21 protein-coding genes and 1 tRNA gene are annotated in these 18,556 nt (G+C 60.9%); 14 read left to right on the top strand and 8 right to left on the bottom strand.

The window, feature by feature from the left end; translation table 11 throughout:
- Positions 1–51: 51 nt before the first annotated feature.
- Positions 52–1,035: a DUF1906 domain-containing protein gene (locus L8U60_RS04890; RefSeq protein ID WP_269965254.1), complete on the bottom strand. Its 984-nt coding sequence runs from the start codon at positions 1,033–1,035 to the stop codon at positions 52–54.
- A 55-nt stretch (positions 1,036–1,090) separates the two neighbouring features.
- Between L8U60_RS04890 and L8U60_RS04885 the strand changes: the two genes are divergently transcribed.
- Genes L8U60_RS04885 through panC form a run of 4 tightly spaced genes read left to right on the top strand, consistent with a single transcriptional unit; the run spans position 1,091 to position 3,413 of the window.
- Positions 1,091–1,822 (top strand): DUF981 family protein, encoded by a 732-nt coding sequence (locus L8U60_RS04885; RefSeq protein ID WP_269965253.1) that lies wholly within the window; start codon positions 1,091–1,093, stop codon positions 1,820–1,822.
- 40 nt (positions 1,823–1,862) lie between these two features.
- Positions 1,863–2,315 carry a hypothetical protein gene (locus L8U60_RS04880; protein ID WP_269965252.1) on the top strand — a complete coding sequence of 151 codons (453 nt, stop codon included), beginning with the start codon at positions 1,863–1,865 and terminating at the stop codon, positions 2,313–2,315.
- Entirely contained in the window at positions 2,312–2,632 is a 321-nt protein-coding gene (locus tag L8U60_RS04875; RefSeq protein WP_274708471.1) for a transcriptional regulator, read from the top strand. Before L8U60_RS04880 ends, L8U60_RS04875 begins: the two co-directional genes overlap by 4 nt.
- Positions 2,616–3,413 carry a pantoate--beta-alanine ligase gene (gene panC / locus L8U60_RS04870; RefSeq protein WP_269965251.1) on the top strand — a complete coding sequence of 266 codons (798 nt, stop codon included), beginning with the start codon at positions 2,616–2,618 and terminating at the stop codon, positions 3,411–3,413. Before L8U60_RS04875 ends, panC begins: the two co-directional genes overlap by 17 nt.
- Here panC and panB read toward each other — a convergent pair whose 3' ends face one another.
- Entirely contained in the window at positions 3,414–4,232 is an 819-nt protein-coding gene (panB, locus tag L8U60_RS04865) for a 3-methyl-2-oxobutanoate hydroxymethyltransferase (RefSeq protein WP_269965250.1), read from the bottom strand.
- 105 nt (positions 4,233–4,337) lie between these two features.
- Between panB and L8U60_RS04860 the strand changes: the two genes are divergently transcribed.
- Together L8U60_RS04860 and L8U60_RS04855 are read left to right on the top strand one after the other, a co-directional pair.
- A complete protein-coding gene (locus L8U60_RS04860) occupies positions 4,338–5,039 on the top strand; it encodes a hypothetical protein (protein WP_269965249.1) in 702 nt (233 codons plus the stop codon).
- A 78-nt stretch (positions 5,040–5,117) separates the two neighbouring features.
- Positions 5,118–5,193, top strand: a tRNA-Arg gene (locus tag L8U60_RS04855).
- 334 nt (positions 5,194–5,527) lie between these two features.
- On the opposite strand, the gene L8U60_RS04850 is transcribed toward L8U60_RS04855, so the two are convergent.
- From L8U60_RS04850 to L8U60_RS04830, 5 genes are all read right to left on the bottom strand, one after another.
- Entirely contained in the window at positions 5,528–6,616 is a 1,089-nt protein-coding gene (locus L8U60_RS04850) for an HNH endonuclease signature motif containing protein (protein ID WP_269965248.1), read from the bottom strand.
- Positions 6,617–7,034: 418 nt separating this feature from the next.
- Entirely contained in the window at positions 7,035–7,322 is a 288-nt protein-coding gene (locus L8U60_RS04845; protein WP_269965247.1) for a glutaredoxin domain-containing protein, read from the bottom strand.
- 4 nt (positions 7,323–7,326) lie between these two features.
- The gene (locus tag L8U60_RS04840) at positions 7,327–7,836 is read right to left on the bottom strand and encodes a dihydrofolate reductase (protein ID WP_269965246.1); all 510 of its coding nucleotides are present in this window, start codon (positions 7,834–7,836) and stop codon (positions 7,327–7,329) included.
- 1 nt (position 7,837) lies between these two features.
- Entirely contained in the window at positions 7,838–8,644 is an 807-nt protein-coding gene (locus L8U60_RS04835) for a thymidylate synthase (protein ID WP_269965245.1), read from the bottom strand.
- Positions 8,641–9,414 carry a 3'(2'),5'-bisphosphate nucleotidase CysQ gene (locus tag L8U60_RS04830; protein WP_269965244.1) on the bottom strand — a complete coding sequence of 258 codons (774 nt, stop codon included), beginning with the start codon at positions 9,412–9,414 and terminating at the stop codon, positions 8,641–8,643. Before L8U60_RS04830 ends, L8U60_RS04835 begins: the two co-directional genes overlap by 4 nt.
- A 337-nt stretch (positions 9,415–9,751) precedes the next feature.
- On the opposite strand from L8U60_RS04830, the gene L8U60_RS04825 reads away from it, so the two are divergent.
- From L8U60_RS04825 to L8U60_RS04800, 6 genes are all read left to right on the top strand, one after another.
- On the top strand, positions 9,752–11,185 hold the full coding sequence (locus tag L8U60_RS04825; protein ID WP_269965243.1) for an ATP-binding protein: 1,434 nt from the start codon (positions 9,752–9,754) through the stop codon (positions 11,183–11,185).
- 109 nt (positions 11,186–11,294) lie between these two features.
- Positions 11,295–15,989 (top strand): ATP-dependent helicase, encoded by a 4,695-nt coding sequence (locus L8U60_RS04820; RefSeq protein ID WP_269965242.1) that lies wholly within the window; start codon positions 11,295–11,297, stop codon positions 15,987–15,989.
- Between the two features lie 57 nt (positions 15,990–16,046).
- Positions 16,047–16,289, top strand: coding sequence for a type II toxin-antitoxin system Phd/YefM family antitoxin (locus L8U60_RS04815; RefSeq protein WP_269965241.1), 243 nt, complete (start codon positions 16,047–16,049; stop codon positions 16,287–16,289).
- On the top strand, positions 16,289–16,702 hold the full coding sequence (locus L8U60_RS04810) for a type II toxin-antitoxin system VapC family toxin (RefSeq protein ID WP_338026470.1): 414 nt from the start codon (positions 16,289–16,291) through the stop codon (positions 16,700–16,702). The genes L8U60_RS04815 and L8U60_RS04810 overlap by 1 nt, the downstream gene beginning before the upstream one ends.
- A 122-nt stretch (positions 16,703–16,824) precedes the next feature.
- Positions 16,825–17,031: a hypothetical protein gene (locus tag L8U60_RS04805; RefSeq protein ID WP_269965240.1), complete on the top strand. Its 207-nt coding sequence runs from the start codon at positions 16,825–16,827 to the stop codon at positions 17,029–17,031.
- Positions 17,031–17,405 carry a type II toxin-antitoxin system death-on-curing family toxin gene (locus tag L8U60_RS04800; RefSeq protein ID WP_269965239.1) on the top strand — a complete coding sequence of 125 codons (375 nt, stop codon included), beginning with the start codon at positions 17,031–17,033 and terminating at the stop codon, positions 17,403–17,405. Before L8U60_RS04805 ends, L8U60_RS04800 begins: the two co-directional genes overlap by 1 nt.
- Positions 17,406–17,417: 12 nt before the next feature.
- Here the strand turns inward: L8U60_RS04800 and L8U60_RS04795 are convergent, their stop codons facing one another.
- Entirely contained in the window at positions 17,418–17,582 is a 165-nt protein-coding gene (locus tag L8U60_RS04795) for a hypothetical protein (RefSeq protein WP_269965238.1), read from the bottom strand.
- Positions 17,583–17,817: 235 nt separating this feature from the next.
- On the opposite strand from L8U60_RS04795, the gene L8U60_RS04790 reads away from it, so the two are divergent.
- On the top strand, positions 17,818–18,126 hold the full coding sequence (locus tag L8U60_RS04790; protein ID WP_269965237.1) for a hypothetical protein: 309 nt from the start codon (positions 17,818–17,820) through the stop codon (positions 18,124–18,126).
- A complete protein-coding gene (locus tag L8U60_RS04785; RefSeq protein WP_269965236.1) occupies positions 18,116–18,556 on the top strand; it encodes a TA system VapC family ribonuclease toxin in 441 nt (146 codons plus the stop codon). Before L8U60_RS04790 ends, L8U60_RS04785 begins: the two co-directional genes overlap by 11 nt.

The raw sequence follows: 18,556 nt of genomic DNA, 5'->3' as shown, positions 1-18,556 counted from the left end.
GGCCGGTTCTCGGGGTGAAGGTATCGGGTTCTAGCCGTGGCCTAATGAGCCCTAGCGGATGAACTGCCGCGCGAAGTTGACGGCGTTCTGGATGTCCTGCCCGTTGATGTTGGACACGAAGCGCTGCGCCTCAGAGGACAGGGCCTCAGGCGAAGGGTTGGAGAAGTTCGGCAGGGAGGAGTTCTCCGGCAGGCGGAAACCGGGTGCCGGTGCTGCGGGGGCGGCTGGCTGGCCCGGTGTCGAGGCAGGAGGCGGGGCGACGACGCGGCCGCCGGCTTGCCACTGGCCCCAGTCGGAGGTGTAGACGTTGTTGACGTCGCAAAGCACACCGTCGATGGTGACCTGCCACTTCGCCTTCTGGTGAATGTTGGCGCGCGGGTGCAGCTTTCCGCCGGAACCCCAGTCGTGCTGCCAGTAGTAGGAGCCGATGCCGTCCTGGACGCACCACTGGATGACGTTCCAGTTGCCGTACACGCCGGTGCGCAGACCGGCTGCGGTGAGACGCTCCTGGAAGGCACGCAGGTACGGGCGGATCTGGTTGTCGTACTGGGCGCGGGTGGGGTTGTCGTCGATAGCTACGTAGATCGGCTTGCCGTTCGGGCCGCCTGCTGCGCGGTGCAGGTTAATGGCCTGCGGGGCGTGGACAGCAGCGCCGGCGGCACCGGCGAGCCAGTCAGCGGTTTCAGCGCGGCCGAACTGGTAGACCGACGCGGTGAACAGGCCGTTAGCGGCGAAGGCCTGGGTTTCCTTAAGCGCAACGGGCTTGCCCAGCATCCATGATGCGCCGGGGCGGCGCTGGGAGACGTAGCGCACGGCACCCATGTGGCCGGCGGCCTTCACGGAGCGGGCGGAGGGGACACCACCGGCGTAGTCGAGCACCGTGCCGATCGGGCGGCCCTGCGCAGCGGCATTGGGGAGGCGCGAAACGCCGACGAGGGCGGCGGCGCCCAGCGCGGTGGCCAGGGTGGCGTTGCCGAGGAAAGAGCGACGGGAAAGGGGAGCGGATCCCTTAGAGGAGGCAAAAGAGTTATTCACAGCAGCAACATTAGCACCATTGACCCCAGTGGTCACAAGGGGATACGGTGCGGGTATGAAGACTTTTTTCACTGGTGAACAGACCCCGGGCCTCATCGACTGGGGCAATATGCCGACATACAACACGATCATGGCCGTGGCGGTGGGCGCCGGCCTCATTGCCGTTGCGCTCTTCTTCCGCGACTTCCGCAACGGGAAGCTCGAGGAGGTAGAGGGCTACGCGCTGACCTTCGGTGCGCTCGCGCTCATCCTTTTCCCAACTGGCCTGCACATGACGCTGACGTGGCCGCTGGCGCCGGACTTTGCCTTCGATAACATCGTCTTTGGTGAAACGTCCCTGGGCTTCAGTGTTCTGCTGGGCGCTGCCGCTTTCTTCCTGTGGAACAAGCGCGAGTACTACGCCGCCGGCTCTGACGCGAGCTTCCACAGTGCGATGAAGACGCTTCGCCCGGCCACGATCTTCATTGCCGGGCTGGGTCTCGCCCTGTTTGGTATTGCGTTGGCCGGCGTTGTGTACACGCTGTTCGCTGCCCCGGCCGAGGAGCCGATCTCCGGCGCCTTCGCCGACTGGCCGATGATGGAGGCCAGCTTCATTGGTGTGCTGTTTACCATGGTTGGACTTGGTGCAGTGCTGCTTCCGTTCGCGGTTCGTGGCACGGGCGAGGGCACTATCTCCGGGCTGTTCAAGACCATCGAGTGGCTGTGGATCATCTCGGGCACGATCTGGCTGCTGTTCGGTGCGATGAACTTCTACACCCACATCGGCCTGATTGTGAACACGATGTAGAGGGTGGCGGGGGGCGTCGATAAGCGCTATGCTTTCTGTTATGGAAAATAAGCAGATGGATGCGAGCACGGTGCGTGACTCGCTCGAGGCGGTCCGTGATGTGGAGGCCCGTGCCGCACACACTCCGATCCCGTGGCCGATGATCGCGGCAGTCAGTGTTGTGCTCGGCCTGGGCATCGGCCTCATGCTGGCCGGGCAGGTGTGGGGGCTACTCGCGCTGATCGGGTCGCTGGTACTCATGATGGTGCTCGAGTTCAGCGGTAAGAAGGCAGTCCGCGCGGCGATGAAGCAGGACGTGCAGCCCGATGAGGGGACATGGAGCTGGAAGCGCTTCCTCACGTTCATGGTGCTGTATACGATCGCGTATATCGGGATGCAGGTTTTCGCGGACCGCTATCCGGACGGCAATCTGGCCGTGGGGGTCACTGTGGGCATTCTTGCCACCGCCGCGATGATCGCGGGCTACGGCCTGACGTGGAGGAAATACCATTGATCGACCCGGTTATTCATCCACTGAACCGCCTGAGGATCTGCGCAGCCCTGCGCGCTGCCGGGGCGACGGAGGGCAAGGTGCGGCGCGAGATGCGCTTCGCGCGGCTGCGGGAGATCACGGAGCTGTCGGATGCCACGCTGTCGAAGCAGCTCTCGGCGCTCGAGGAGCACGGCTACATCACCCGTTTCCGCGAGTACGGTTCGTCACGCGCGAAGGACACCGTGTGGGTCACGCTCACGCGGGCAGGGGAGAAGGCCCTCGAAGGTCACCTCGAAGCACTCAGGCGCTACGCTGAGCCACATGACTCGCCTGACTAGAACGCCTGCAGAGCTCAAAGATGTGCTTATCGACGCCCCCCGCGTCTCCCTCGTCCCCACCATGGGCGCCCTGCACAGCGGCCACATTTCGCTCGTGCGTGAGGCTAAGAAGTTGGGTAATCCGGTGGTGGTGAGCATCTTTGTCAACCCACTGCAGTTCGCGCCGGGGGAGGACCTAGACGCGTACCCGCGCACGCTTGACGAGGACATGGCCAAGCTGGAAGCGGAAGGCGTGGACGCGGTCTTCGCGCCGAGCGTATCCACGATGTACCCCCACGGCCCCCGCACCACCATCCATCCTGGGCCTTTGGGTTCTGTCCTCGAGGGCAAGACCCGCCCGACTCACTTCGCGGGCGTGCTCACCGTGGTGGCCAAACTGTTCTGCCTCACCGGCGCCACCGACGCGTTCTTTGGGGAGAAGGATTACCAGCAGCTGGCCCTGATCCGGCAGATGGTGGAGGACCTGCACCTGCCCGTGCACGCGCACGGCTGCCCGATCATCCGCGAAGATAGCGGCCTGGCGCTGTCGTCCCGTAACCGCTACCTCAGCCCCGAAGAGCACCAGGCCGCCCTCGTGTTGTCCCGCGCGCTGGCTACCGGTTCGTACGAGGAAGCTCGTTCCCTTCTCGACGCCGCCCCCAATGTCGCCCTCGACTACCTTGCCGTGACCACCCCGGAGCTTGGCGAACTCCCCGCCGGATACCGCGGTCCCGCTCGCCTGCTCGTTGCGGCGAAGGTGGGGGAGACCCGGCTCATCGACAACGTTGCGATTGAAATCTAGCTAGAACGAGTGCTCTTCCGCGGGGAATTCTCCCTCGTGGACAGCGCGCTTGTAGTCGCTGGCTGCCGTGGCCAGTGCCTCGCCCACGGCGCCGAACTTGCGCACGAAGCGGGCACGGTGGCCGCCAGCGGGGAAGTCCGCCAGATCGTGCCAGACCAGCACCTGCGCATCCGTGTCTGGGCCGGCGCCGATGCCGACAGTGGGCACCGGGCTGTTTGCGGTGAGCTCTGCTGCGAGGGGAGCGGGGACCATCTCAAAAACCACCATGTCTGCGCCCCCGTTGACCACGGCCTCCATGTCGGCGCGGAGCTGATCAGCACTGTCATCGCGGCCCTGGACTTTGAAGCCGCTGAGGTTATCCACCGACTGCGGCGTGAAGCCCAAGTGCGCGCACACTGCTAGGCCCGCATCCTTGAGAGCCTTGATGCGCGACGCGATGCGCACCCCGCCTTCGAGCTTGACCATGTGTGCACCGCTGCGGTGAATCATCTCGGTGGCGCTGCGGACACACTGCTCGTCGGAAGCCTCGTAGCTGCCAAACGGCAGATCCGCGATAACCAGCGCATTGCCCGCGCCACGCACGACTGCGGCGGCGAGGTAGGTCATCTCGTCGATGGAGACCTGGTTCGTCGTCTCATAGCCAAACACAACATTTGCCGCGGAATCACCGACGAGCATGCACTCAATGCCCGCCTCCGCGAACACGCGCGCCGTGGAGTAATCGTAGGCGGTGACCATTGCCCACTTTTCCCCATCGGCCTTCTTCTGCTTCAGATCCGCTACCCGAACCTTTTTGGTGGGAACCAAGTATCCAGTCATGCGGACAGTCTAGGCACGCTCGGTGGCAATTCTTGGAATTCCCCGGGTAATTGGATTCTCCCGCTTGGCCAGCGTGCTGCGCTGTGCGTGCATATGCTGGGGCGCATGATCAGAGCATTTAGTGCCGCGCTTGCCGCAGTCAGCCTCATGGCCGTGGCTGGGTGCGGGGCGAGTGAAGACGTGCCACCTGCAGCAGAGAGCCACGATAGCGCTGTTGCCTCCGAGGCGCCGAAGGACGTTGACTACCGCACGCTTTTGGACGGCATCACCTACAAAGGCCAGCCCGTTGCCGTTCGCACGCCGGAACAGATCGAAGAATTCATCCAAATGTCCCGGGACGCGGAAGCCGGCAACGCGGTGGACAACGTCAAAGTTGAACCAGCTGAATGCGCGGAAAGCGTCACCGACCCTGCGCGAGCGAACCATGCTGAGAGAATGAGTGTGGACAATTACGCGATGGCTGACCTGGACGTCGATAGCTTCACGCTCATCGCGGAGGCCGCGGATATCGCTGATTACCGGAAGACTGATCTGGAGAAATCTGATGGGTCCTGTGACAAGTACACCGTCACGATGCACGGCTACACACAGCACATCACCGACAAGGAAATCCCATTCGAAGGCGACGCGAACAAAGGGCGTGCAATCATCTCGCACTCAGTTTTCGACGATGGAACCGAAGTCACCCTTTACAGCGTCGCCGCAGAGAAGAATGGCGCCTTCATCGACGTCGTGATCAAAGACGACTCGCAGGAATCTATCGACGCCGCCAACGCCACACTCGACCAGGTCCTCGCGCGACTCTAGGTCTCAGCCTGGAACAACGCCCAGTTCAGGCCGCGTCTTTCGCCCCCTGATGACGGTGCGGTAACGTAGATTCCCGTTGCCCTAGTAGCTCAGTGGATAGAGCACGGCTCTCCTAAAGCCGGTGTCGGAGGTTCGATTCCTCTCTGGGGCGCCATGTGTTGTCTCGAGACATAGTTCCGGTTATGTCTCGGGACTTCTTTTATTTTTGTTGCCTGGTTTGGGGTTGAGTTCGTTGTCTTTTTGGTTGTAGTAGATCTTGTCGGGGGTCATTGTGTAGCGGGCTATGTGTTGCCCCGTGGTGCGACCCAGCCCTGTTACCACTGTTGGCCTCCGGGTCTTCGCCATTGATGTACCGGCTTGACTATCTGGTTTGACTATCGCGCTTTGCGCCGATCTGCGACCTGCGGTTTTGCGTGGCGCCCTTCGCCATAGTCAAACCTGGGCACACCAAATGGCCGGACGAGCCGGCTATTCGGTGAGGTGGTGGGTTACCTGCCGTACAGGAGTGTCATTGCTCCGAAGGGGTGGACGGTGTTGGGGATGAGGTATCCGTTCGGTGATCTCCACATCGGGGCGCCGCGGATGTTCTCCACTCGGCCGTGGTGGGGTTTGGCAGGGTCATCATCATTGGTGCGGTTGTGATACCGGCACAGCATGGCCAGGTTGTTCATGTTGGTCAGCCCTCCCCTCGACCAGGCTGTGATGTGGTGGACCTCGCAGTTATCTGCCGCGTGCCGGCAATCAGGCACAGGACACGTCGGCATGGTGGCCCGGGCTAGGTCGCGTTGTTTCTGGTTGGCGAAGCGCTGAGTGGCGTAGAGGTTGACGGGGCCTTCTTGGGGGTGGAACATCGCTACTTCTAGGACGTCCCCAAAATTCTTGGCCAAAAACTCCGCACCAGTCATCGTCGTGCCATCGGTGAGCCCCAGGATGACGTCGTCGCCGTCGCCTTTCATGATTGTGATGTGCTCGTCCAGTGGGATGAGCACCAAGGGGCGCGGCACTGCCGGGGCAATGCCGGAAGGAGTGTCATCCTCGGAAGGGCGCAGGCCAAGGATGGCCATGAGCTTCTCGTACATTTGCGGGCCAGCAGGGCCGTCTTTGAGGTTTTGGCGTGTCGCGAATTCAATAGCTGCAGCGTCTTCTTCCAGCGCCATGATGGTCACAGGACGCCTCTTCTTATTCGAGCGGCCATACCGGACTGTTGGTTCCGGGGCTGGCTTGTCCACCTCGGGCACGATGTCCTTCGCACGGCGCTTGAGCGTGTCGTAATTGCCCGGAACAGACAACAGGGCAAGGCGTAGGCGCCACTTCTCGGCGGGGTCGGGGAAAGGTGCTACTCGGGATTCGATGTAGACGAGTTGATCCATCGACTTCTGGGTCGAGCGTGCCACCTTGATCGCGTTGGCTTGCTTACGGGTGAACCTGGTCTTGCCGTAGTAGGCCGTGTGGACCTTTACAAATTCGCGAACACGGGCAGGGCTGCAGCCAGCATCGAGGAGCACCCTGGCATCAAAGTCTGCCAAGGTCTCGATCGGGTTGGTGAAACCCGCTACTAAGGCTGCAAAAGAACTCATGCCATGCACGCTAAACGCAAATGCAAAAACGCGCGAGAAGGGCCCCAAAAACCTGTGGATAACCGGAAAAACTATCCACAGACAGCGCGGGCTACAGCCCGAGCAGAAAGCGTATGACCAGCGGAAACAGGCCGGTTCCCGCGAAACACAAAAATGTTTTAGAAGCTTGTCGTGGAACTAAACCGATTGCGACGCACCCCGCGTCGTGCACGCTTCCTGCTAGAAAGCCATGGCTTAGCTATTTTGCAAGGTCTTGGTGGCTATAGAAGGCCTGTTTTAGCTGCTTAGAGCGCTGCGCGATGGGATTTTCCCAGGTGAGATGATTGCAATTTAGAGACCCACCTAAAGCTTGTATCTTTCAAAAAGCGTGATTTTTGAAAGATAGAGAGTCGTTCGCGCGCTGTAAATTGCAGTGGTTCTAGCTTAGATCCGCGAGCTTGGCCAGCACGTCAGCGGCCGGTGGGTTGGTGGCGTGGGTGCCGTCGGAGTAGAGGATGGTGGGCACGATGCGGTTGCCGTCGTTGACGGACTTGATCCAATCGTCAGCGTCCACGCCGGGTGCTTCGACATCGACGATCTCCACGGCGCCTTCCGGTAACTTCGCGCGGCGAAGGTCTGCGATCAACGCCGTGCAGAACGGGCACCAGGACGCGGCAAAGACGGTGACGGGTGCGGTGGTCGCAGGGGTTGAAGGAGTGTTAGACAAAGCTCTAAGCCTTTCGTTCAAAACGTTGGAAGCGGTAGCGCAGTGGTGAAAAGTCGGTGCCATCGAACGTCACGCGGCCACGTGTAGAAGTGAACCATTCGGTTTCGTGGACCAGCTCAAATTCCGCTGGGATGCGTGGGGCGTGGACGGGGGTGGGGAGGTGGGGGAGGGAGACGTCGATAAGCGTGCGCTCAATGATGTCGACCTGGTCGAGCGTGGCTTCGTAGAGTTGCGCTCCGCCCATGATCCATGCGTCGGTGTCGATGGCGGGGAGGGAGCGGGAGACGAGCGCGCCGTCGGACCATTCGCCGGGCTCGCGTGAGGAGACGACGTGATTCGGGCGGCCGGGCAGCGGCTTGAAGGGGAGTGATTCCCACGTGCGGCGCCCCATGATGACGGGGCTGCCCAGCGTGGTCTCTTTGAAATGTTTGAGGTCCTCTGGCAGGTACCATGGCATGTCTTTGCCGTCGCCGATGACACCGTCGAGGCTTTGCGCCCAGATTGCGCCAAGCATGTTAGACCGAGACCTTCGCGGTGATAGTCGGGTGCGGGTCGTAGCCGGTGACTGCGATGTCGTCGAAGGTGTAGTCGAAGATGGACTCTGCCTTGTTCAGCTCCAGCTGCGGGTATGGGCGGGCGTCGCGCGACAGCTGCTCGCGGACCTGCTCGATGTGGTCGTTGTAGATGTGGCAATCCCCGCCGGTCCAGATGAGTTCGCCGACCTCAAGGCCCGCCTGCTGGGCGAACATGTGCGTGAGCAGCGCGTAGGACGCGATGTTGAAGGGCACGCCGAGGAACATGTCCGCGGAGCGCTGGTAGACCTGCATGGACAGCTTGCCGTCGGCGACGTAGAGCTGGAACAGCAGGTGGCAGGGCATAAGTGCCATCTTGTCCAGCTCCGCCACATTCCACGCGGAGACGAGGTTGCGACGGGACTCCGGGTCCTGGGTGAGAAGGTCCAGCGCATTCTGAATCTGATCAACATGCTGGCCATCGGGTGTGGGCCACGAGCGCCACTGCACGCCGTAAACCGGGCCGAGCTCACCGTTCTCATCGGCCCACTCGTTCCAGATGCGGATGTTGTTCTCCTGCAGCCAGCGCACATTCGAGTCACCCTTGAGGAACCACAGCAGCTCGCCGACAACACCCTTGAAGTACACCTTCTTGGTGGTCAGCAGGGGAAAGGATTCCGCCAGGTTGTAGCGCAGCTGCTTGCCAAACAGGCTGATCGTGCCCGTGCCGGTCCGGTCGCTCTTCGGGGTGCCGGTTTCCAGGATTTCGCGCAGCAGGTCCTCGTAGGGGGTGTTAATGGTTTCTGTCACTTTGCAATTCCCTCGTAACTGCCGTGCTCTTCCTTGTAGGCAGCAGCGTGTTCCAAAATCTCGTCCGCGATTTCCGGGCGGCAGATCAACAAATCAGGAATATACGTGTCCTTATTGTTGAAGCGAACTTCCGAGCCATCCAGCCTTGTCGCGTGAAGGCCCGCTGCCTTAGCGACGCCCACCGGCGCCGCCTGATCCCACTCATACTGCCCGCCCGCGTGGATGTATGCGTCGTAGTCACCCAGCAGAACGTGCATGGCCTTTGCTCCGGCCGAGCCGATGCCGGCGGCCTCAAATCCCATCTTCTCGGCCACGTATTTGGCCACGGCCGGGGGGCGGTTGTGGGACAGCGCGATCTTTCGGGACAACGGGCCCGACACATGGCGCACGTCGGATGACTTAAACACCACGCCCAGGTCCGGCAGGCCCACGGCCGCGTGGATAGGGACACCGTCTTCGACCAGCGCGATATGCACTGCCCAGTCCTGGCGGCCGGTGGCGAATTCCTTCGTGCCATCGAGCGGATCCACGATCCACACGCGGCGGCAGTCCAAGCGCGCCAGGTCATCCACGGCCTCTTCTGACAAGAAACCATCCTCCGGGCGGTGCTGCTCCAGCACGCGAGCGATCCAGTTCTGTGCCAGATCATCGCCCGCCTCACCGAGCTCCCGGCCCCGCAGCAGGCCGACGCCGCGAATCCCCTTCAGAATCTCGCCCGTGCCTTGCGCAATGAGGTTGGTCAACCGTGAGTCCGAATACGTTGCCGTCATGGCCTAGACCTTACCGCTTCCCGGCTTGTGCCGTAGATGTGCGGGGGCGGTGTGAGCCGTTCTCTGTGTGGTGCCCCGTCTGGGCCACTGGTCTGCAAACTGCAATGAATCAACTGCAATGAATCGAGTGGAAGGGGCCGTCAGTAATTTCTCGCGGTGGCGCCACCTGGCTTATATGAAAACGTTTATTGGGGTTTGCGTTGTGAGGGGGCCAAGCGAGACGGGAACATAACACTTAACTTCCCACATAACATCCCACAAGTGTTATGTAGTGGGAAGTTAAGTGTTATGTTGGACTGAAACAGGTGGCCACCATGAGAAAGGGGAGGGCAGAGCAATGACGGATGACGAGCTTGATGGCCTTATTGCCGAGCTCAAGATCATTGGTGCCGAGGGGCAGGCAGTCGAAGTCAAGAGCGGAGTGGGAAAGAATATCCGCGAAACTCTCAGCGCTTTTTCCAATGGTGACGGGGGTATCCTGCTCATCGGCCTGAGCGAAGAGGATGGGTTTACGCCAGTCGAGGGGTTTGATGCGTCGAAAGCTCGCGATGCTGTGGCGTCTCGCTGTGAAGAGCTCACCCCGGCGGTGCGGCCGGTTCTAGAGATTCACAAACATGAAGGGTCTTTCGTGCTTGTGGTTGAAGTGCCTCCGCTCAACCGTGAAGATAAACCGAGTTACATCACTGAACAGGGTCGATGCAACGGTTCTTTCATTCGTACCGGTGACGGGGAACGCCGGCTGACTAAGTATGAAATTGATCGCCTCCTCGAAGAAGAAGTGCAGCCGCGTTGGGATGAGGAGCCAGTGGAGGAAGCTGGCCGCGCCGATCTGGAAGAGGTGACATTAGGTGACTACCTGGCTGTTCAGAAAGCACGCCGGCCAAAGACATTTGCGGATGGGGAAGACCAGGCTTTGCGTCGTCTGCGGGTGATGAAGGGTGAACACCCGACATTGGCTGCGCTGATGACGATGGGGGATTATCCCCAGGAGTTCTTTCCTCGCCTGACGGTCACTTTCGGGCTGTTTCCGGGCACGGGTAAAGGTGATGTCACGGTCGGGGAGAGGCTGCTTGATAGCGCGACACTCGTTGGGACTATTCCTGAGCTCGTCGAATCCGGTGTGGCGATTGTTCAGAAAAACATGCGCACCGCCAGTGTGATTGGGGATGTGTACCGCACCGATTTGCCTGAATATCCCCTCGTGGCTGTCAGGGAGGCGCTGGTGAATGCGTTGATGCACCGTGATTATTCACCAAGCTCACTAGGGAGCCAGGTTCAGATCAACATGTTCGTGGACCGCCTGGAAATCACAAACCCGGGCGGACTCTACGGTGGTGTTACGGTTGAGAACCTCGGCGAAGCAGGCATTAGTTCTTCGCGGAACCGTCGACTGTCATCGTTCCTCGAAGACCTGACTTTTGATGGCGGCGGCCCGGTCGCCGAAAATCGAGGCTCTGGCATTGCGACGATCAACCGTGCGCTGGAGGAGGCACTGATGCCGCCGCCGATCTTCACGGATCGTTTGACTGATTTCACCGTCACCTTCCGGAAGAGGCGAGTGGCGCCGGCCGAACGTCATGGAACCGCGATGGACCAAGTGGCCAAGCTTTTTACCGAACGTGAATCGTGGTCTACCACCGAACTTGTTAACGCAACGGGGCTCAGCCGGACGGCGGTGCAGAAAGCGATCAACCAACTTGTGGCCGACGGAACGGTGGAGCCAACGGAGCCAGCCCGCTCCCCACGCCAGCGCTACCGGCTGACTACCTGATGGAATGTGCTGGTGGGAGCGACATAACACTTAACTTCCCACATAACATCCCACAAGTGTTATGTAGTGGGAAGTTAAGTGTTATGTTCTTCCCGGTTAAAGTGAACACGTGCCTGAGAACCCTTCCAACCACTCCGTGAGCGGGGATTCTGGTCGCGTGCTCGACCGCTTCCACCCGCAGGTGGCAACGTGGTTTGAGGAGGTCTTCGCCGCGCCGACTCCAGTGCAGGAGCAGGCGTGGCAATCGATCTCGGAGGGGGAGAACACCCTTGTCGTCGCCCCGACTGGCTCGGGTAAGACGCTCGCGGCGTTTTTGTGGTCACTCAATTCGATGGTGAATCGCGCCGGGCAGCAAGCACTGCATTTCGACGACAACGTGGCCCTCCAGCGCACCACCCAGGGAACGCGCGCAGGGGTAAAAGTCCTCTATATCTCCCCACTGAAAGCCCTAGGCGTGGACGTGGAGAACAACCTCCGCGCACCGCTGACCGGCATTGCCCGGGTGGCGCAGCGCATGGGGTTGGACATGCCGGATGTGTCCGTGGCGGTCCGCTCCGGCGATACCCCGCAGGCGGAGCGCAACCGGCAGGCGCGTAAACCTCCGGACATTCTCATCACCACGCCGGAGAGCCTCTACCTGATGCTCACCAGCAAAGCGGCGGGAATTCTGAAGACGGTGGATACCGTCATCGTCGATGAGATCCACGCGCTCGCCGGCACGAAGCGTGGCGTGCATTTGGTGTTGTCGCTGGAGAGGCTCCGCAGACTAGCCGGAAACTTCCAACGCATCGGCCTGTCCGCGACGGTGAGGCCGCTCGACGCGGTGGCGAATTTCTTGGGCGAGCGCACCACGATCGTGAACCCGCCCGCGGAGAAGAAGTGGCAGCTCGACGTTCACGTGCCCGTCCCCGACATGAGCGACCTGCCCGTGCCGGAAGAGGGTTCGCCGATCGGGGAGGCAGTTATCAGCGTGGACCTGGACCTCGATGCTGCTCCACCCACCCCAGGGCAGTCCTCGATCTGGCCACACATTGAGGCACAGCTGTACCAGGAAGTGATGGCGCACCAGTCGACGATTGTCTTTGTCAACTCCCGCCGCACCGCGGAACGGCTGACCAGCCGGCTCAATGAGATCTGGGCAGCAGAGCACGACCCAGAGGCGCTCAGCCCGGAAACGAGGCGGCCACCGGCGCAGCTCATGAAAGCAACAGACGTTGCTGGCAAGGCCACCCCCGTCATCGCACGCGCGCACCACGGTTCCGTGTCCAAGGAAGAACGCAAAGCCACGGAAACCGCATTGAAGGAGGGCACGCTCAAAGCAGTGGTGTCCACCAGCTCGCTGGAGCTGGGCATCGACATGGGTGCGGTGGACCTTGTCGTCCAGGTGGAATCCCCACCGTCCGTGGCATCGGGCCTGCAGCGAGTCGGACGCGCCGGGCACTCGGTGGGGGCTGTCTCGGAGGGCTCGTTCTACCCCAAGCACCGTTCTGACCTGGTGCAAACAGCCGTGACTGTTCCGCGTATGCGTCAGGGCCTCATCGAGGAACTGCACACCCCGAAGAGCCCGCTCGATGTGCTCGCCCAGCAGACCGTCGCGGCCGTGGCCATGGAAGACCTCGAACTGGAAGATTGGTACGAGACCGTCACCCGCGCCTGGCCCTACCGCGACCTCGCCCGGGAGGTCTTCGATGCGGTCATCGACCTCGTCATTGGCATCTACCCCTCCACCGACTTCGCGGAACTCCGCCCCCGCGCGATCCTGGACGGCACCACCCTCAAAGCCCGCCCCGGCGCCCAACGCGTGGCCGTAACCAACGCCGGAACGATCCCAGACAGGGGCATGTTCGGCGTGTTCCTCGTTGGAAACGAGGAACAGGGAACAGCACCCCGACGCGTTGGCGAACTCGACGAAGAGATGGTCTACGAATCCCGCGTCGGCGACGTGTTTACGCTCGGCGCATCCAGCTGGCGGATTGAGAACATCACCCGCGACCAAGTGCAGGTCAGCCCCGCGCCGGGCCACACGGGCCGCCTGCCGTTCTGGACGGGGGACAGCCTGGGCAGGCCGTATGAACTCGGGCTGGCGCTGGGCGCATTCCGCAGAGAAGCGAAAAGCGATCCCACCATCATCGACGCGAGCCTGGACGAATATGCCCACGACAACCTGCTGAAATACCTCGATGAGCAGGAGGACGCCACCGGCATTGTGCCGGATGAAAAGACGCTGGTGCTTGAGCGCTTCACCGATGAGCTGGGGGATTGGCGGGTGGTGCTGCACACGCCGTTCGGCAAGGGTGTCAACGCGGCGTGGGCGCTGGCCACCGGGTGGCGGGTGGCGCAAGAAACCGGCATGGACGCCCAGGCGGTCGCGGGGGATGACGGGATCGTGTTGCGGTTGCCGCAGGGGGAGAGGGAACCGGATGCGTCGATATTCGCATTCGATGCGGATGAGATCGCGGACATTGTCACTGAACAGGTAGGTAATTCCGCACTTTTCGCCTCGCGTTTCCGTGAGTGCGCTGCCCGCGCGCTGCTCCTTCCGCGCCGCAACCCGGGCAAGCGCGCACCGCTCTGGCAGCAGCGCCAACGCGCGGAGCAGCTGCTGGACGTCGCGCGCAATTACCCGTCTTTCCCCATCATTCTGGAGACCGTCCGCGAGTGTCTCCAGGACGTCTACGACCTACCCGCGCTGCAAGACGTCATGCGCAATCTGTCCACTCGTCGCCTGCGCGTCGCGGAGGTGACCACGGATCAGCCGAGTCCGTTCGCCTCAAGCTTGCTGTTCAATTACACCGGCGCGTTCATGTACGAAGGCGACACCCCGCTCGCCGAGAAACGCGCTGCGGTACTCGCGCTTGATCCGTCGTTGCTCGCGAAATTGCTCGGCACTGTCGAATTGCGCGAGCTTCTCGACGCCACCGTGATCGCCGACGTCGACCACTCCCTCCGCCGCCTGGGCAAGGCGGAGACCTCCGAGCAGTTCGCGGACACGCTCCGCGTCGTCGGACCTGTCCCTGTCGATGAACTGGAACAGTACACCTCGGTCCCACGCGTGGCGCTCGAGGAAAGCCTGGGCAAACGCATGATGGCCGTGCGTATCGGCGGCCGCGAGCACCTCGCCCAAGCACTCGATGCACCATTGCTTCGCGACGGCCTCGGCGTCCCCGTCCCACCCGGCATCGCCGCCCAAGTGGCCACGATCCCTGATGCGCTCAGCCAACTGGTCAGCCGCTGGGTGCGCACCCGCGGACCGTTCACCCTGCGGGACCTCGCAGCAGCCTTTGGCCTGTCCGTCGGCCAAGCCTACGAGGTGCTCCAGCGCCTTGTAGGGGATGGGAAGGCTATTGAGGGGCGTTACCGCCAGAGCGTCGATGAGCAGGAATACATGGGCGCAGAGGTCTTGCGTATCGTGCGCACCCGTTCACTCGCCGCGGCACGTGCGCAGACCCGCCCGGTTTCGCAATCCGCGCTCGGGAGGTTCATGCCTGCGTGGCTGAATGTCGCTCCGATTGGAGTCCGGCCCCCGTTACGGGGGTCGGACGGCACATACAGTGTCATCGAGCAACTCGCCGGCGTGCGTCTGCCGGCAAGCGCCTGGGAGTCGATGATCCTGCCCAGCCGTGTCGGCGACTATTCCCCGGAGATGCTTGATGAGCTGACCTTGTCCGGCGAAGTCCAGATCGTCGGTGCTGGCAAAGCTGGTGCGCGTGATCCGTGGATCATGCTGTTGCCCGCGGACTACGCCGCGCAGCTCATGCCAGTGCCGGAAGAACCGATGCTGAGTCTGACCCAGCAGCAGGTGATGGAGAAGCTCAACGTCGGCGGCGGCTACCTGTTCACTGACATCCTTGGCCCCGCGAGTGAAGCCACGACCACCGCTGATGAGCTCCGCGAATCCATGTGGGACCTGGTGGAAGCGGGGCTTATCGCACCGGATTCTTTCGCACCGATCCGTGCGCGCTTGGCCGGCGGCAAGCATGGCAAAACGGCGCATCGTGCGAAGCGCCGGCCCTCTCGCAGCCGGATTCGCTCTGGGCGCACGAGTTTTGCAACAGTCACTCCACCGGATATGACCGGGCGCTGGGCCGCGACGCCGACACCGGATACGGATCCCACGCAGCGTTCGCTCGCGCATGGGGAGGCCTGGCTGGACCGCTACGGCGTGGTCACCCGCGGCAGTATCGTCGCCGAAGACGTCCTCGGCGGATTCGCACTGGCCTACAAGTCCCTTGCCGCCTTCGAAGAAGGTGGCAAGGCCATGCGTGGCTACCTCGTGGAGGGGCTCGGTGCGGCACAGTTCTCCACACCGGCGACGATTGACCGGCTGCGTGGCCACCAAGACTCCGACGACCTCGTCGGTTGGCCGTCGGGCACCAAAGAGCCGAAGGTCTACGTGCTCGCCGCCACCGACCCCGCGAACCCCTACGGCGCCGCACTCCCATGGCCCGAAACCGGACCCACCCGCTCAGCTGGGGCACTCGTTGTGCTTATCGACGGTCTCCTCGCCGCCCACCTCACCCGCGGCGGCAAAACCATGACCACCTTCTTCGACGGCTTCCCCGAAGGAACCGGCACCGAGGACGAACTGCTCACCATGGTCGTTGGGGCTCTGACGGATGTGGTGGGGGCGGGCAGGATGGCGCCGTTGACCGTCGAAAAGCTCAATGGCGATGCTGCGTTCACGCTGAAGAATCATGGTGCCGGCGCATCCCCACGCGGCGCGAAAATTGGTGGGCGAACCATCGCTGCGCCGAAGCGGCGGGGAAGGAGCGTTACGGAAGCGCTCGAGGAGCTTGATCATTGACGGCCCCATCCACCGGCCGTAGAGTGTAGTTACGTTACTACCAAAAGGGGGTGCGTGATGACACAGACGATGTCCGCGCGAGAGTTCAACCAGGAGCTCAGCAGAGCGAAGCGGGAAGCGCTTGAGAATCCCGTCATCATTACTGACCGTGGTGCACCATCTCACGTGCTTATGTCCTACGCAGAATACAAAAAACTGACTCATTCGCCAGAAAGCATCGTGGAAAAACTACTCATTGATGGCTCGGTTGATACGAGTATTGAGAATGTCGTTCTTGGTCTACGGCCGGTTGAATTCTGATGTATCTTCTTGACACAAATATCATCAGCGAATTTCAAAAATCGCAGCCCAACGAGGGTGTTCTGCATTGGGTTGCGGAGCACGATGAATCTGAGTTGTATTTATCTGTCATTACCGTGATGGAGATCGAGATTGGTGTTCGTCGGCTCGAACGCCGTGATGCGGAGCAAGCCAGCCGGCTTCAGCATTGGCTCGATGGGGCGGTGCTCGAAGCGTTTCAGGGACGAATCCTGCCCATCAACCTTGAGGTTGCTCGGCGATGTGTTTTCAACCATGTTCCAGATCCCGCGCCGGAAAGAGACGTTCTTATTGCTGCGACGGCTTCAGCTCATGGTTTAGTCGTTGTCACCCGGAATGAAAAAGACTTTCGGAGACTGGGTGTTCCCGTACTCAACCCGTTCAAAGAAACATAGGGGTGAAGGTGATTCAGCGATTGGCTGCGACCCCGCGCCCAAGCGGCGGGGAAGAAGCGTGACAGAAACCCTCGACGAGCTCGGCTATTGAGGCTGCGGTACCTCGTCGGTACCATTGAGGCATGGCTATGAATTTGAGGCTGACCCCGGAGATTGATGAGAAGCTTGAAGCTCTCGCAGCGATGGATGGTGCCTCGAAACAGCAGGTGATTTCACAACTTATCAGTGAACGTTTTGAGCGTGTCGATGCCCGCGAATTTGCCGAACGTGAGCTCAATGCCTTCTTTGATGCGCGCCAAGATCTGATGGAACGTCTGCGAGACATTTGATGGATCCGCGTTCCGCGCTGCGTTTAGAATCCGTTGGCCCGTGGCTTGAAGAGCACGGTTTTTATGTTGCCGACAGAGGGCTACTCGCAGCAGCTTTGGAACGTCCTTGGCTTACTTTTGAGGGGATGGATCTTTACCCTGGGGTGTGGTTGAAGGCGGCTGCACTGATGGACAGCATCATTTCCACTCATCCCTTTGTTGATGGGAACAAGCGCTCTGGAGTATTGCTCGCGGTGTTGCTACTGCGTACATATGATATTCCTGTAGCGCATACTTCTTCAGACGACTGGTTTGACCTTGCCATTTCTGCAGCGACAGAATCGCCGAGTGTTGAGGAAATCGCGTCGCGATTGGAAGGGATCATCCGAAGGTAGTCGCGCATTTGTTCAGCGTGTGCAGTTATTGACCTCTTTTATGAGTTGGGTCGCCGCTGCAAGGCCGAGCCTTTTCTTGGCAGTACGAATGTCCTTGACGGCTTTCACGAACTCCTTCTCCGGATCGGTTCCGGTGTCTTTGAGCACGCCGCGCGCCCACTCGACTGCCTCATCCATGTCGGTGAAAAACCGATGAGTGATTCTTCAGGGGTTGGCTGGTTTCCAAATAAGTTGAACATGTCATTCAATTGTTGGGGGACGTGGTCCCGGCTGCAGGCCACCCAAGTGTTCTGTGATGGTGTTCCTAGATACATGTGCTGATTCATCCAGCTCACTGGCGATGCTGCGACGGCTTCAACTCATGGTTTAAGCGTGCCTGCCGGAGTGAAATAGATGGGTGAATCATTGATTCATGCAGCTTGTTGGAGGTATGCTCCGGTTTATGAGTGCGATAAAAAATCCAATGAGCGGTGGAACACGCACCACGGTTCGCCTGAGTGGTGAGGTCATGGTGGCCGCTAAACACCTTCAGGCCGATAGGGGGCTCTCGCTTTCGGAAGCCGTTAATGAACTAGCAAAGGCAGGCCTGAAACGGAGACAGTCCGTGAGAGAGGTCGTTCTTCCAGAATTCGATTACGAACCTAAAGTTGATGTGACCAACATCGGAGAACTTTTGGGAATCGAAGAGGAGGCGCACTGGCAGGACCGCGATGATCGTTGATGCAAATGTGCTGATCTACGCGTTGGGTGCACCGGGAGCGAAACAAGAACCCGCGCGTGCGTGGTTGGGCGACGCCCTGAACGGTGATGAACGGGTGGGATTGCCATGGGTGTCTCTACTTGCCTTTCAGAGAGTGACCACAAATGCGCGAATTATGAAGCGTCCGCTTTCAGTGGACCAGGCGTGGGGTGCAATCCAAACGCTCATCTCATCTGATCAGGTATGGATTCCGGAGCCAGGCCCACGCCACGCGGAAATACTTGGGCGTATACTCCGGACTTCCGGTGCGACCGGGAATCTGGTTACGGATGCTCATTTGGCTGCGCTTGCAATTGAGCACGGGACAGAAATCTGTTCCTTTGATGCTGATTTCGCGCGTTTCCCCGACGTGCGCTGGTTCAACCCATTACACGGAAACGCGGGGGCCTAG

The organism is Corynebacterium meitnerae, assembly GCF_027570075.1.
GTDB lineage: Bacteria > Actinomycetota > Actinomycetes > Mycobacteriales > Mycobacteriaceae > Corynebacterium > Corynebacterium meitnerae.
The sequence above is the reverse complement of the archived record's forward strand: the minus strand, read 5'-3'. Positions and strand labels throughout refer to the sequence as shown.

Bases quoted from the DNA above. Each gene is read 5' to 3' on its own strand.
- L8U60_RS04885 (WP_269965253.1), top strand. From the start codon at position 1,091: ATGAAGACTTTTTTCACTGGTGAACAGACCCCGGGCCTCATCGACTGG.
- L8U60_RS04880 (WP_269965252.1), top strand. From the start codon at position 1,863: ATGGAAAATAAGCAGATGGATGCGAGCACGGTGCGTGACTCGCTCGAG.
- panC (WP_269965251.1), top strand. From the start codon at position 2,616: ATGACTCGCCTGACTAGAACGCCTGCAGAGCTCAAAGATGTGCTTATC.
- panB (WP_269965250.1), bottom strand. From the start codon at position 4,232: ATGACTGGATACTTGGTTCCCACCAAAAAGGTTCGGGTAGCGGATCTG.
- L8U60_RS04860 (WP_269965249.1), top strand. From the start codon at position 4,338: ATGATCAGAGCATTTAGTGCCGCGCTTGCCGCAGTCAGCCTCATGGCC.
- L8U60_RS04850 (WP_269965248.1), bottom strand. From the start codon at position 6,616: ATGAGTTCTTTTGCAGCCTTAGTAGCGGGTTTCACCAACCCGATCGAG.
- L8U60_RS04840 (WP_269965246.1), bottom strand. From the start codon at position 7,836: ATGCTTGGCGCAATCTGGGCGCAAAGCCTCGACGGTGTCATCGGCGAC.
- L8U60_RS04830 (WP_269965244.1), bottom strand. From the start codon at position 9,414: ATGACGGCAACGTATTCGGACTCACGGTTGACCAACCTCATTGCGCAA.
- L8U60_RS04825 (WP_269965243.1), top strand. From the start codon at position 9,752: ATGACGGATGACGAGCTTGATGGCCTTATTGCCGAGCTCAAGATCATT.
- L8U60_RS04815 (WP_269965241.1), top strand. From the start codon at position 16,047: ATGACACAGACGATGTCCGCGCGAGAGTTCAACCAGGAGCTCAGCAGA.
- L8U60_RS04810 (WP_338026470.1), top strand. From the start codon at position 16,289: ATGTATCTTCTTGACACAAATATCATCAGCGAATTTCAAAAATCGCAG.
- L8U60_RS04805 (WP_269965240.1), top strand. From the start codon at position 16,825: ATGGCTATGAATTTGAGGCTGACCCCGGAGATTGATGAGAAGCTTGAA.
- L8U60_RS04800 (WP_269965239.1), top strand. From the start codon at position 17,031: ATGGATCCGCGTTCCGCGCTGCGTTTAGAATCCGTTGGCCCGTGGCTT.
- L8U60_RS04795 (WP_269965238.1), bottom strand. From the start codon at position 17,582: ATGGATGAGGCAGTCGAGTGGGCGCGCGGCGTGCTCAAAGACACCGGA.
- L8U60_RS04790 (WP_269965237.1), top strand. From the start codon at position 17,818: ATGCAGCTTGTTGGAGGTATGCTCCGGTTTATGAGTGCGATAAAAAAT.
- L8U60_RS04785 (WP_269965236.1), top strand. From the start codon at position 18,116: ATGATCGTTGATGCAAATGTGCTGATCTACGCGTTGGGTGCACCGGGA.